The following is a 12,031-nucleotide window of genomic DNA, read 5'->3' as shown; positions in this document are numbered from 1 at the left end:
ACTTGTCGATCCGTCGACAGTCGTTGACGCATCCGATCCACCGCTTCCATCGTCGGGCCCATGACCGACACCACCGCCTCGACCGCCGCCGCCGCACCCGCCGACGACGCCAGCCTCTACGACCGCCTCGGCGGCCTCCCGACCGTCACGTTCCTCGCCGCCACGCTCGTCCAGCGCGCGATGCTCAACCCGACCATCGGCCACATCTGGAACCACAAGACCCAGGCCGAGGTGCAGGAGGAGATCAGCGGGTTCGTCGAGTTCCTCGGGGAGCACTGGGGCGGGCCGCACACCTACACCGGCCCCGACATGGCCACGGCCCACCGGGGCATGGGCGTCACCGAGGAGTACTGGAACGCGCTCTTCGACGACATCGTCACTCCCGCCTACGCGGAGTTCGGCCTGCCGGAGCGCGAGGCGAAGGAGATCGACGACTTCCTGCGCTCCTTCAAGCCGGTCGTCGTCGGCAGCCCCACCTTCAAGGAGGTGCTGCAGGCCAACCCGGACATGGACGTCATGGCCGGCATGGAGAGTGTCGGCGTCCGTTGGCCGGCCCCCCGCAACGCTGCGGAGTGACCACCGCGGTCGCGCCCGGCGCTCCTCAGGGAGTCCCGGGCGCGACCGGCCCCATGACGATGGCTTCGACGGGACAGGCCTCGACAGCCTCCACCAGAGCCGCGCGCGCCGCGGGCGTGTCCGCCAGCGGTCGCCGGGGACTCGCGCGCAAGCCGACGAGCTCGAAGCTGTCCGGGGCGATCTCGACGCAGATGCCGGAGGAGATGCACCCCCGTCCGACCTGCACGTCGATGGTCGTCGCTCGCTCGTCCGCCATGCCAGCCTCCGTCACCGCTGCGGTCCCCGTCGGCCCCACCCTCGGAGCGGGTCAGGAACGCGTCAACGACCGTGGACGAATCGTCAAGCGCTCGCGCCCGACCGGGCCGGCCAGCCGCAGCGCGACCACCCCCAGCACCACCCCGACGACGACACCGATCGTGTTGGACAGCCAGTCGTTCGTCGAGCAGGACCGCCCGATCGCCGGCACCAGCGCCTGCACGGTCTCGATCGCCGCGCTCAGAGCGCTCGCAGCGCCCGCCACCACGAGCGGGCGCCGCGTCGCCACGACCGCGAACAGCACCGGCGCGACGAAGAGCACCACGTTGGCCGCCAGCTCGACGCGCCCGACGGTCGGCAACGTCCACGCGACCTCGCACCGCTCGAACGCCCTGCGGTCGGTCGGCAGCATCGTGAGCACCACGACCGGGACCGTCGCCAGGCCGGTCAGCAGCCAGGCGGCAGCCGGCCGACCCGCCACCAACCGTCCCACGAGCGGGCCGAGGACGACGAGGAGGGCGAGCGCCGTGGGCGAGAGCCACGGGTGCTCGACGAGGATGGTCGTGATCACACGAGGACGCTACGGGCGTCCCGGGCTCGCGACCTCCTCCGCAGGTGCCGATCCACCCTCCTCAGGTGCCGCGACCAGCCCGCCCACAGCGCTCCCCCACCCGCGCGAACGCCTCGCGGAGCGCGTCGGGTCCGAGCACCGCGATCTCCGCGTCGTACCGCAGCACCGACGCGACCACCCCCGCCCACGACCACGAGCCGACGGTCAGCCGCGTCCGCTGGTCGTCGAGCGCGACGGCGACGCCGTCCCCGACGTACGGCAGCACCTCGCCCAGCGGCAGCCCCACCACCACCTCGCCCGTGCACGGCCAGCCGACCCCGTCGGCGTTGCCCCGGAACACCCCGGTGAGGTACGCCGCGACGTCGCCGCCCGGCAGCTCCCGAGGCGCGAAGCGTGGGCCGTTCGGGGTGCGCGGCACGATCCGGTCGACGCGGAAGGTGCGCCAGTCGTGGCGGTCGAGGTCGAAGGCGACGAGGTACCAGCGCCCCCGCCACGTCGCCACGTGGTGCGGTTCGGCGCGACGGGGCGCGTCGTCGGTGCCGTAGTCGAAGCGCAGCACCTCCCGGGCCCGAGCGGCCGCCCCCACCGCGACCAGCACGGCAGGATCGACGTCGTCCGCGGCCCCCGGCGCCCGCACCGCCTCGACGGTGAGGGCGTCGATCCGGTGCCGCAGCCGCGACGGCATCACCTGGCGCAGGGTCCCGAGCGCCCGCAGCGCGTCGTCCCCGATGCCCGCCCCTGCCGTCGTCGCGACCTGGAGTGCCACCGTGATCGCGACGGCCTGGTCGTCGTCGAACAGCAGCGGCGGGAGGTCGGCGCCCGCGTCGAGCCGGTAGCCGCCGTCCGGCCCCTTCGCCGTCGTGATGCGGTAGCCGAGCTCACGCAGGCGGTCGACGTCGCGCCGTACGGTCCGCGTGCTCACGTCGAGCCGCTCCGCCAGCACGCCGCCCGGCCAGTCGCGACGCGACTGCAGCAGCGAGAGCAGGGCGAGCATCCGGGAGGAGGTCGAGGGCACATCCCGATGATCGCAGGAGTAGCGGACACACGCTGTCCTCTTCGTGGTGGAACGTGGACGTCGTCCCCGCACCACCACCGAGGAGAGACCCATGTCCGTCACCACCGTCACCCACGTCAACCTCCGCGGCACCGCCCGCGCCGCGCTCGAGCACTACCGCTCCGTCTTCGGCGGAGAGCTCGCCATCGCGACCTACGCCGACGCCCACGCCGTCGGCGACCCCGCCGAGGCCGACCACGTCATGTGGGGCCAGGTCGTCTCCCCCGCCGGCTTCCACGTCATGGCCTTCGACGTGCCGTCGGACCGTCCCTACGACGCCGGCACCGCGTCGTACTTCGTCTCCGTGCGCGGCGACGACGCCGCCGAGCTCACCCGCTACTGGGAAGGCCTGGCCGGTGAGGGCGCCACGGTGGTCGTGCCGCTGGGCCCGTCGGGCTGGTCGCCGCTCTACGGCATGGTCACGGACCCGTACGGCGTGACCTGGGTCCTCGACATCGCCGCGGCTCCCGCGGGCTGAGGCGCGGGGCCGGCCGGCCCCTGTGGATGACGCCCGCGGGCGTCGGCCGATCCGGTGCACGCTTGCTGCTCCCGAGAAGAGGAGGAGCGAATGGCACCACGGGAGACCCCACCGCGGAGACCCCGACCGGCCGGCGCCCGGGCGTGCGACTGTCACGCCTGCCGTCCCGACGAGCACTACGACGACCTCGACCGGCACGTCGTGGACGGCGTCCACCGGCACGGCTGGTCGGTCATGAGCGTCGGGGGCGGCGGGCCGTGCGGCTGCGCCGACGACGGGTGCGGCGATGACGACGAACCCGGCCCCGCGTTCGCCTACACGATCGGGCTGGGCCACAGCGCCGACCATCCCGAGCTGCTGATGTCCGGCCTCGACCACGGTCTGATGAAGCGGTGCCTCGACGAGGTCGCCGCCCGCGTCGTGGCCGGACGCCGGTTCGCCTCCGGCGACCTGCTCGAGAGCGTGCTCGCGGGCGTCCCCGTCCTCCTCGAGCAAGTGACCGATCACGCCCTCCATGACACGGTGATCTGGTCGGGCTGGTTCCACCGCCGCGAGCCATCAGCCCTGGCGGTCGTCTGGCCCGACCGGCGCGGCATCTTCGCCTGGCAACCCGGGGCGCCCGCCGTGCTCGACGACGAGCAGCCGCCGGAGTGGCGCGTGCCGTCGCCGCGCACCGGCGCGCTCGCCGTCGAGCCGCCGTGGCCGTTCGCGCACCCGCCCGAGCACGAGGTCGTCTCGTGCACCCACGTGGTCGAGCGCGGCGATGCCGTGCTCCGGGTCTGGCGCGGCACGGCCGGCGACGCCGACCACTGGATCTTCGACTGCGGCGACCCCGACCACCAGCTCGACGAGATGGCGCTCGTGCACCTCGCGCACCTCGTGCGCGGCGCCCCGGGCATCCGCCCGCTGGCCGACCTGGCGCCGGGCACGGAGGCGCGGCGTACGGACACGGACGCGCCATGGGTGCGGCGCCGTCACTGACTACCGTGCGCGCCGCACCTCGAAGGCGCCTCTCGCCGTCGACGGGTCGACGACCTTCCCGCGCTGCACGATCTCGACCTCGCCACGCGCGACGAGCCGCCGGGCGGCCCGACGGGCGGGCTCGGCGAGGTCCGCCGCCGCTGCGTCGTCGCCGGCAACCGCGAGCGCCACGTCAGCCGGGTCGACCGCCGCGCGCCCGCGGGAGACGCGCTCGAGCAGCGCCGCCTCCAGCCGCTCGTCGACCTCGGTGACGCCCCGGCGGCGGCACGCGGTGGAGCAGTACCGCACCTGGTCCCAGTCGCGCTCCCACTTCTTGCGCCACTCGATCCGGCGTCCGCAGGAGCGGCAGGTCTTCGGCTCCGGCGGCATGACGTCAGTGTCGCGCCCGCCCCCAACCTCCCGGGCTGCTCAACCTCCCGGGTCGTGGTGCCAGGCCTCCGGAAAACGGTGGGCTCACACCACGACCGGGGAGGCAGGAGGAGGAGTTCAGCCCACCAGCAGCGGCACGAGGGTCCGCACCTCGGAACGCAGCGCGTCGAGCGCCGCCTCCGGGGCGTCCGAGCCCAGGTAGGCCAGCAGCGCCTGCTGGAAGACCCCGTCGAGGATCCCGTACGCCGCGTGCTGCGGCACCGTCACGGCACGGCCGCCGAGCTCGGCGTACCGCGTGACCACCCGCCAGATCATGCTCTCGAGCGTGCGGTCGATCTGGGTGACGGCCTCGCGCAGGCTCTCCTCGAACATGCTCTGGGCGCGCAGGTCGTACCAGAGCCGGTGCATCGGGGCCTCGTCGACGATCGTCTCGCAGAGCTTCGCGGCGAAGGCGTCGAGCAGCTCGTCGGCCGACTGCGACGCGCTGACGACCCCGTCGTACCGGGTCACGCACGTCTCCTTGTAGTAGCGCACGCAGTAGACGATCAGCTCGAGCTTGTCGGCGAAGTAGTAGTGCACCATCCCGTGGCTGAACTCGGAGTTGGTGGCGATCTCGCGGAGCGACGCCTTGGCGTAGCCGAGCTCGCCGAGGGTGCGCAGCGCCGACTCGGCGAGCGCGCGGCGACGCACGTCGTGCTTGTCGACGGGGTTCACGCGGGTCGTGGCCATGGGTCCCTCCTGGTGCTCGGCCGCCCAGCCTAGACGACGCCGGACAGGTGTCCAGGATTCCTTTGACAGTCGTCAAGAAAAATCTTGACAATCGTCCAGAACGCCGAGCAGTGTGATGGCCATCACCCCACCCGACGAAGGAGTCGCACCCATGACCAACCAGGACCTCACCGGGCGCGTGGCGCTCGTGACCGGCGGCGCGCAGGGACTCGGCGAAGGCATGGCCCGCGCCCTGGCCGATGCCGGCGCCCGGGTCGTCGTCGCCGACCTCCAGGACGAGGCCGGCCAGGCGGTCGCGACGAGCATCGGCGGGGTCTTCGTGCACCTCGACGTCACCGACGACGCCTCCTGGGAAGCCGGCGTCGCCGCGGCGGTCGAGCAGGCCGGCGGCCTCGACATCGTCGTCAACAACGCGGGCGTCGAGATCACGAGCCTGCTCGTCGACCTCGACCCGGCGCAGGCCCGCACGATGCTCGACGTCAACGTGCTCGGCACCGCGCTCGGCCTCAAGCACGCCCTGCGCACGATGCGTCCCGAGGGCGCGGCCGGCAAGGGCGGCGTCGTCATCAACATCGCCTCCGTCGCCGCCACCATCGCGTTCCCCGCGATCGCGGTCTACTCGGCCACCAAGTCCGCCGTCGACCGCCTCACACGCGTCGCGGCGATGGAGAGCGGCGCGCTCGGCTACGGCGTGCGCGTCAACTGCGTCTACCCGGGACTCGTGCCCAACCAGATGGGCGCGAACCTCGCCGCCGACGTCGCCCGGATCGGGCTCTTCGGGTCGACCGACGAGGCCGTCGGGGCCGTCGTCGCGCAGACCCCGTCGGGCCGCCTCGCGAGCACCGAGGACATCGCTCGCGCCGTCGTCTTCCTCGCCTCCGACCAGGCGGCCTTCGTCAACGGGGCCGGTCTGCCCGTCGACGGCGGCATGGGCATGTGACCCGCGCCGTACCCGCCCCCCTCTCCCACCCCAGCACCAGGAGCACCCCATGAGCAGCAAGCCCGTCGTCGTCTACGGCGCCTCCGGCTACACCGGTCGTCTCGTCTGCGAGTACCTGCGCGAGTACGGCATCCCCTTCACCGCCGCCGGCCGCGACGCCGCGAAGATCCAGGCGTCGATGGACAGCAACGTCGCCGGCATCGAGACCGCTGACTACGAGGTCGTCGAGGTGGCCCACGACGTCGAGTCCCTCACCGAGCTGTTCCGCGGCTCGAGCGTCGTGTGCAACATGGTCGGCCCGTTCAGCAAGTACGGCCCCGAGGTCGTCCAGGCCAGCCTCGCCGCCGGCACGCACTACCTCGACACCACCGGCGAGCAGGACTGGCTCATCACCTGCGACGAGACGTACGGCGCGGACTTCGCCGCCGCCGGCCTGCTGCTCTCCCCCGGCGTCGCGCACATGTACACCACCGGCGAGATCGCGGCTGAGCTCTGCCTCGAGCAGCCGGGCCTCGACACGCTCGACATCGCCGTGTTCTGGGGCGGCTCGCCGACCATCGCCTCGACGCTCACCATCCTCATCAACGCCGCGACCTCGAAGGCGTTCCACCTGCAGCAGAACTCCTACGTCGAGTTCGAGCCCAGCCAGGGCCTCATGCCGCTCGTCGTGCCCGGTCAGCACGAGCTCGCCCAGTCGCTGCCGTGGGGCGGCACCTCCCACCCGGTCTGGTACAAGCGCGACCCGCGCGTCGCGACCTGCAAGGCGCAGGGCGGCGTGTTCAACCCGGCGCTCATGACGGGGGTGCCGCAGATCGTCGCGCAGGCGCTCGAGGCCACGAAGGACATGTCCCCCGCCGACCGCGACGCCGCGTTGACCGAGGTGGCCGCGCAGGTCATGAACGTGATGCCGCCCCGCGAGAACCCGCGTCTCAACAAGTCGCTCGACTCGGTGCACGCCTCGGGTCCGCTCGGGCGCGCGCACTGCGTCATCCACGGCAACCAGAACTACAAGCAGACCGGGCTGCTGCAGGCGTTCGTCGCCTCCTCGCTGCTGCAGCAGGCGCCGAAGCGCGTCGGGTTCGCGTCGGCGTCGAAGGCGATCGGCCACCGCGAGCTGCTCGGTCAGCTGCGGGCGTTCGGCCTCGTCGCCGAGCCGGTCATCACCCGCCAGGGGCACTGATGCGGCTGGTCGACTTCCTCGACAAGGGGGCGTCGCTCGACCGCGACGCCCCCTGCCTCGAGTGCGACGGCGTCACCGCGACGTACGCCGACGTGCAGGCCCTCACCAGCCGCATCGCCGCCGCCCTGGTGGCGGGCGGCGTCGCGCCGGGCGACAGCGTCGCGGTGCTGTCGGCCAACGACCCGACGGCCTTCACCTGCGTGTTCGGCATCAGCCGGGCCGGCGCCGTCTGGTGCCCGCTCAACCCGCGCAACGAGGCCGCGGAGAACCGGGAGCTACTGGCGCTCTACGGCTGCTCCGTGCTCGTGTTCCAGGCTGCGTTCGCGCCGCTGGTCGACGCCATCCGCGGCGACCTCCCCGACCTGCGGACGCTCGTCTGCCTCGACGCCGACCTCCCGTGGGCGACCTCGTGGGAGGCGTTCCTCGCGTCCGGCGAGACGGTCACCGACGTCGTCGACCGGCCGGCGCTCGACGACCTGGCGATGATCGTCGGCACGGGCGGCACGACGGGACGCCCCAAGGGCGTCGAGCTGACGGGCACCAACCTGGAGACGATGACGGCCATCACCTTGATGAGCTACCCGTGGCCCGAGGACCGACCGCCGACGTACCTCGCCCTCGCGCCGCTCACCCACGCCGCCGGGGTGCTGTGCTTCCCCGTGCTGTGCCGCGGCGGGTCGATCGTCGTCATGCGCAGCCCCGACGTCGGCGGGTTCCTCGACCGCGTCGAGCAGCACGCGGTGACCCACACCTTCCTGCCGCCGACGCTGGTCTACATGGTGCTCGATTACCCGGGCCTGGACGAGCGGGACCTGTCGAGCCTGCGGTGCTTCTGGTACGGCGCGGCTCCCATGTCCACGAGCCGGCTGGAGGAGGCGCTCACGCGGATCGGGCCCGTCATGGCCCAGCTGTTCGGGCAGACCGAGGCGCCGATGATGGTCTCGACGATGGCGCCGGCCGACCACTTCCTCCCGTCCGGCGAGGTCGCGCGGGAACGGCTCGGCTCGGCCGGGCGACCGTCGGCCCTGACGACCGTCGCGATCATGGACGAGGACGGTGCGTTGCTGGAGCGGGGCCAGCGCGGCGAGATCGTCGTGCGGGGCTCGCTCGTCATGCGGGGCTACCACCGGAACCCGGAGGCGACCGCCGAGGCGTCCGCGCACGGGTGGCACCACACGGGCGACGTGGGCTACCTCGACGACGACGGCTACCTCTTCATCGTCGACCGGGCGAAGGACATGGTGATCACGGGCGGGTTCAACGTGTACTCGACCGAGGTCGAGCAGGCCGTCATGGCGCATCCCGCCGTGGCGGACTGCGCCGTCGTCGGGCTGCCCGACGACACGTGGGGCGAGCGCGTCACGGCCGTGGTGCAGCTGCGGCCCGGCGCCTCGCTCGAGGCAGGCGAGCTCCAGCGGCTCGTCAAGGAGCGCCTCGGGAGCGTGAAGGCGCCGAAGCAGGTCGAGGTCTGGCCCGACCTGCCGCGGTCGAAGGTCGGGAAGGTGCTGAAGGCGGACATCAAGGCGCGGCTCGTGTCGTAGCCCACCGGGCACCCACCGCGGTGCCACGATGACCGGGTGCATCGACTCGTGGGCCTGCTCCTGACCGTCACGGTCGGTCTCGTGCTGGCCGACTCGGCCATCGTGACGCTGGCCCTGCCCGAGATGCTCCAGGAGCTCGACGCCTCGGTGGCCCAGGTGGCGTGGGTGCTGATCTCCTACAACCTCGTGCTCGGCGCCCTCGCCGTACCGGCTGCACTGCGGCGCGTCCGCGCCCACCCCCGCGCGCTGGCGGCGATCGGCATCGCGGTCTTCGCCGGCGCGTCGGCGTGGTGCGCCGCCGCCCCGACGATCGAGGTGCTCATCGCGGCCCGTTGCGTCCAGGCCCTGGGCGGGGCGTTCGCGCTCGTCGGCGCGCTCGAGCTGCTCGTGGCGCGGATGGGCGAGCGCCGCGGGGTCGCGGCGTGGGTGACGGCGGGCGTGGTGGGTACGGCGGCGGGCCCGGTCGCGGGCGGACTCCTCACCGAGGCGATCTCGTGGCAGGCGATCTTCATCGCGCAGGTGCCCTTCGCCGCGCTGGCCGTGCCGGCTGCCCTCCTGGTGCGCGAGCCGGTGCCGGCGGACGGCCCCGCGGATGGTCCTGTGGAGGAGCCGGACGTGGCACACCGGCCGGTCGTGGGCCACAACGTGACGCTCGGCCTGCTGTCCGCCGCGCTGACGGCCGCGCTGTTCCTGCTCGTGCTGCTGCTGGTGGAGGGATGGCGGCACTCCCCCGCCCTGGCCGCGCTGACCGTGTCGGTCATCCCCGTGGCGGCGCTGGTCGCGCGGCCGTTGGCGCGCTGGCTCCAGCCGCCGCCCGACGTCGAGGTGGCCGCCGGGTGCCTGCTGGTGGCCGGCGGACTGGTCGGCCTCGCGCTGCCGCCCTCGGCCGACCTGATCTGGACCGTGGCGCCGCAGGCGCTCATCGGCCTCGGCCTGGGGCTCAGCGTCGACCAGCTGACCTACCGGGCGATGGAGGGTCGCCGCCCCCGGGCGCGGCACGCTGCCTGGACCATCAGCTCCCGCCACCTCGGTGTCGTCGTCGGCCTGGCGATCCTCACGCCCGTCTTCACCGCGGACCTGCTCGACGCGGAGGAGCCCGCCACGGAGGCGATCGCCTCCCTCGTGATCGACGCACCGCTGCAGCCCGACGACAAGATCGCGCTCGCCCGCGCCCTCGGCGCCGAGCTGACCGGGCAGCGGGGGCAGGTGCCGGAGCTGAGCGGGGCGTTCGCGTCGCTCGACGTCGCTCCCGAGGACCGCGCGGCGGTGGACGACCTCGAGGGCGACCTCGACGACCAGCTCGACCGGGCGGTGTCGCTGGCCTTCCGCGACTCCTACCTCGTGGGCGCGGGACTGGCGCTCGCGGCGATGGTGACGGTGGGTGCGGGGGCCGTGGTGCGGACGGCCCGGGACCGACCGCGGCCGGCGGACCTGGGGGTCGCGCGATGAACGCCGGCGTGCGCATCGCGGCACTGCCCGCCGTCGCGCTCGCCCTCGTGGTGGGCGTCGCGGGCGTGCAGGTCGCCGCCGGAGGCGGGGACTTCCGACCGCTGGCGCCGGCGGACGCCTGCGACGACCGCCCGGGCACCACCTCCCGGGCCGAGGGCATCGCGGGCCTGACGGAGCAGCTGGTGCTGCGCGGCGTCGACGACGCGGCGTGCACGCTCGGCGTGAGCCGCGAGGCGCTGACCCTCGAGCTGGCCCAGCAGGACGAGCCCACCGACGCCCAGGTCGACGCACTGCGCGACGGCCTGCGCACGGCGGTCGGCGAGCTGGCGGAGGAGGACCTCCTGCCGCCCTCTTCGTCGCTCGTGGACGAGGCGCTCGACGGGGCCGACATCAACCGGTTCCTCGCGGCGGGCATCCGCGCGCTGCCGGACTCGGTGATCGACGACGCCCTCCCCACCGAGGACGTGCTGACGCGGGCGGTGGACGAGCTCGACGTGCGCGCGATCCTGTCGGACCTCGACGACGCCGACGCGCTGCGCGACGAGGTCGAGCCCGCCGTCATGCAGGCCGTCCGCGACGAGCTGCTCGACCGCCTCCGCAACCTGGTGTGATGCGCCGAACTGGGTCGTACCGCGCGACGGGTCCCCTCGAGCTGGGTCGCGCCGGGTTGAGCTCGCCGAGTTGTCACGTACGCCGCGTTCGGAGCGTCGGTCGGCCCCCGTGCCCGACAAAGGTGGTGCGCCGCAGTCCCGCGGGACCTAGCCTGCAGCGATGATCGAGCTCGCGCACCGGGCGAAGAAGCTGCCGCCCCCGCCGCACGTCGTGTTCGAGTCGCTGGCCGAGCCGCGCCGTACCGGCGGGAGGCCGTGGTTGTTCCTCGAGCCCGACGAGGTGGACCCCCGGGTGCTCGTCGCCGAGCCGCCCGAGCGCGTCGTCTGGTCGTCGCTGTGGCCGAGTCGCCCCGACGACGAGATCCACTTCGCCGTGCTGCCGCACGAGAACGAGACCCGCCTCGTCTTCACCCACCTGAGCCCGTTGCCGCTGCCGGACGACCCGACGCTCCGCCACCTGCGGCGGCGGATCAACGTGCTGCTGTGGGCGGACCTCCGGGAGTCGTACGACGCGTGAGCGGCATCCGCGGCGTACGTGACAACTCGGCGAGCCTGCCGCGGCGTACGTGACAACTCGACGCTCAGGCCTCGCGCACCTCGTCCAGCGCGACGCCGTCCCGGCGGCGGGCGCGGGCGGTGAGGGCGCGGTCGAGGACGAAGCCCACGGAGAGGCCGATCGCCATGCCCAGCAGCATCGCCAGCACGGGCTGGTCGCTGAGGCCGAAGCCGGCGACACCGCCGATCGCCACGGTGAACGAGGCCCACAGCAGGCAGGCGAGTCCCGCCATCGGGACCCAGTCGCGGTAGCGGAGCGTCCCGCCCGCGACGAGGTTGACGCCGATGCGCACGACGGGGACGAACCGCGCCGTCACGACGATCCGCGCGCCACGGCGCTCGAGCTGGCGGTCGGCGGCATCGAGGAAGCGCACCAGCCACCGGCGGCGGCGCAGCCGTTCGCGCGGCAGGCGGCTGCCGATGAGGAAGCCGGTGCTGTCACCGGCCAGGGCGCCCACCGCGGCGGCACCGAACAGTCCCACGAGCACCCACGCGTGGTCGGCGGTCACGGCCAGAGCACCGACGGCGATGATCACCTCGTCGCTGGGCACGGCCGGCACGAAGCAGTCCGCGAGGACGAGCACGAGCACCGCGACGTAGAGCCACGGCGAGCCCAGCAACGAGCGGGCGAGGTCGAGGAGCGTGTCCACGGGTCCGCCCTCCCGGGCGTCCGGCGGCCCTGCCCCACGGTAGGCCGCACACCCAAGCAGGCGAACGCAGTTGGGCCCGGCCCGACACTGGG

Annotated in this window: 15 protein-coding genes; 9 read left to right on the top strand and 6 right to left on the bottom strand. The window is 73.4% G+C overall.

Going from position 1 to position 12,031, the window contains the following annotated elements; translation table 11 throughout:
• The first annotated feature begins 60 nt into the window (after positions 1 to 60).
• The gene (locus G3T38_RS02380) at positions 61 to 576 is read left to right on the top strand and encodes a group I truncated hemoglobin (protein ID WP_163770444.1); all 516 of its coding nucleotides are present in this window, start codon (positions 61 to 63) and stop codon (positions 574 to 576) included.
• A gap of 25 nt (positions 577 to 601) precedes the next feature.
• Here the strand turns inward: G3T38_RS02380 and G3T38_RS02375 are convergent, their stop codons facing one another.
• The 3 genes from G3T38_RS02375 to G3T38_RS02365 all read right to left on the bottom strand — a co-directional run bounded on the left by G3T38_RS02375 (position 602) and on the right by G3T38_RS02365 (position 2,417).
• Positions 602 to 832, bottom strand: a complete 231-nt coding sequence (locus G3T38_RS02375; protein ID WP_163770443.1) for a ferredoxin — start codon at positions 830 to 832, stop codon at positions 602 to 604.
• Positions 833 to 883: 51 nt separating this feature from the next.
• A complete protein-coding gene (locus G3T38_RS02370) occupies positions 884 to 1,402 on the bottom strand; it encodes a VanZ family protein (RefSeq protein WP_163770442.1) in 519 nt (172 codons plus the stop codon).
• Positions 1,403 to 1,463: 61 nt separating this feature from the next.
• Positions 1,464 to 2,417, bottom strand: coding sequence for a WYL domain-containing protein (locus G3T38_RS02365; RefSeq protein WP_163770441.1), 954 nt, complete (start codon positions 2,415 to 2,417; stop codon positions 1,464 to 1,466).
• Between the two features lie 91 nt (positions 2,418 to 2,508).
• Here G3T38_RS02365 and G3T38_RS02360 point away from each other — a divergent pair, with 91 nt between their 5' ends.
• Positions 2,509 to 2,934, top strand: coding sequence for a VOC family protein (locus G3T38_RS02360; RefSeq protein ID WP_163770440.1), 426 nt, complete (start codon positions 2,509 to 2,511; stop codon positions 2,932 to 2,934).
• Positions 2,935 to 3,024: 90 nt separating this feature from the next.
• On the top strand, positions 3,025 to 3,915 hold the full coding sequence (locus G3T38_RS02355; protein ID WP_163770439.1) for a DUF4262 domain-containing protein: 891 nt from the start codon (positions 3,025 to 3,027) through the stop codon (positions 3,913 to 3,915).
• On the opposite strand, the gene G3T38_RS02350 is transcribed toward G3T38_RS02355, so the two are convergent.
• Positions 3,916 to 4,284, bottom strand: coding sequence for a DUF2256 and DUF3253 domain-containing protein (locus G3T38_RS02350; RefSeq protein ID WP_163770438.1), 369 nt, complete (start codon positions 4,282 to 4,284; stop codon positions 3,916 to 3,918).
• A 117-nt stretch (positions 4,285 to 4,401) separates the two neighbouring features.
• Complete coding sequence (locus tag G3T38_RS02345) at positions 4,402 to 5,013, bottom strand: TetR/AcrR family transcriptional regulator (protein ID WP_163770437.1); 612 nt, start codon at positions 5,011 to 5,013, stop codon at positions 4,402 to 4,404.
• Between the two features lie 151 nt (positions 5,014 to 5,164).
• Here G3T38_RS02345 and G3T38_RS02340 point away from each other — a divergent pair, with 151 nt between their 5' ends.
• The 6 genes from G3T38_RS02340 to G3T38_RS02315 all read left to right on the top strand — a co-directional run bounded on the left by G3T38_RS02340 (position 5,165) and on the right by G3T38_RS02315 (position 11,251).
• Positions 5,165 to 5,953 carry an SDR family NAD(P)-dependent oxidoreductase gene (locus tag G3T38_RS02340; RefSeq protein WP_163770436.1) on the top strand — a complete coding sequence of 263 codons (789 nt, stop codon included), beginning with the start codon at positions 5,165 to 5,167 and terminating at the stop codon, positions 5,951 to 5,953.
• A gap of 49 nt (positions 5,954 to 6,002) precedes the next feature.
• Positions 6,003 to 7,133: a DUF5938 domain-containing protein gene (locus G3T38_RS02335; protein WP_163770435.1), complete on the top strand. Its 1,131-nt coding sequence runs from the start codon at positions 6,003 to 6,005 to the stop codon at positions 7,131 to 7,133.
• The gene (locus G3T38_RS02330; RefSeq protein WP_163770434.1) at positions 7,133 to 8,674 is read left to right on the top strand and encodes an AMP-binding protein; all 1,542 of its coding nucleotides are present in this window, start codon (positions 7,133 to 7,135) and stop codon (positions 8,672 to 8,674) included. The genes G3T38_RS02335 and G3T38_RS02330 overlap by 1 nt, the downstream gene beginning before the upstream one ends.
• A 36-nt stretch (positions 8,675 to 8,710) precedes the next feature.
• Complete coding sequence (locus G3T38_RS02325; protein ID WP_163770433.1) at positions 8,711 to 10,123, top strand: MFS transporter; 1,413 nt, start codon at positions 8,711 to 8,713, stop codon at positions 10,121 to 10,123.
• Positions 10,120 to 10,734, top strand: a complete 615-nt coding sequence (locus tag G3T38_RS02320) for a hypothetical protein (RefSeq protein WP_163770432.1) — start codon at positions 10,120 to 10,122, stop codon at positions 10,732 to 10,734. The genes G3T38_RS02325 and G3T38_RS02320 overlap by 4 nt, the downstream gene beginning before the upstream one ends.
• 160 nt (positions 10,735 to 10,894) lie before the next feature.
• Positions 10,895 to 11,251 carry an SRPBCC family protein gene (locus tag G3T38_RS02315; protein WP_163770431.1) on the top strand — a complete coding sequence of 119 codons (357 nt, stop codon included), beginning with the start codon at positions 10,895 to 10,897 and terminating at the stop codon, positions 11,249 to 11,251.
• A 64-nt stretch (positions 11,252 to 11,315) separates the two neighbouring features.
• On the opposite strand, the gene G3T38_RS02310 is transcribed toward G3T38_RS02315, so the two are convergent.
• On the bottom strand, positions 11,316 to 11,939 hold the full coding sequence (locus G3T38_RS02310) for a VTT domain-containing protein (RefSeq protein WP_163770430.1): 624 nt from the start codon (positions 11,937 to 11,939) through the stop codon (positions 11,316 to 11,318).
• Positions 11,940 to 12,031 lie beyond the last annotated feature (92 nt).

This window comes from Nocardioides zeae (genome assembly GCF_010686755.1).
Lineage (GTDB): Bacteria > Actinomycetota > Actinomycetes > Propionibacteriales > Nocardioidaceae > Nocardioides > Nocardioides zeae.
The sequence above is the reverse complement of the archived record's forward strand: the minus strand, read 5'-3'. Positions and strand labels throughout refer to the sequence as shown.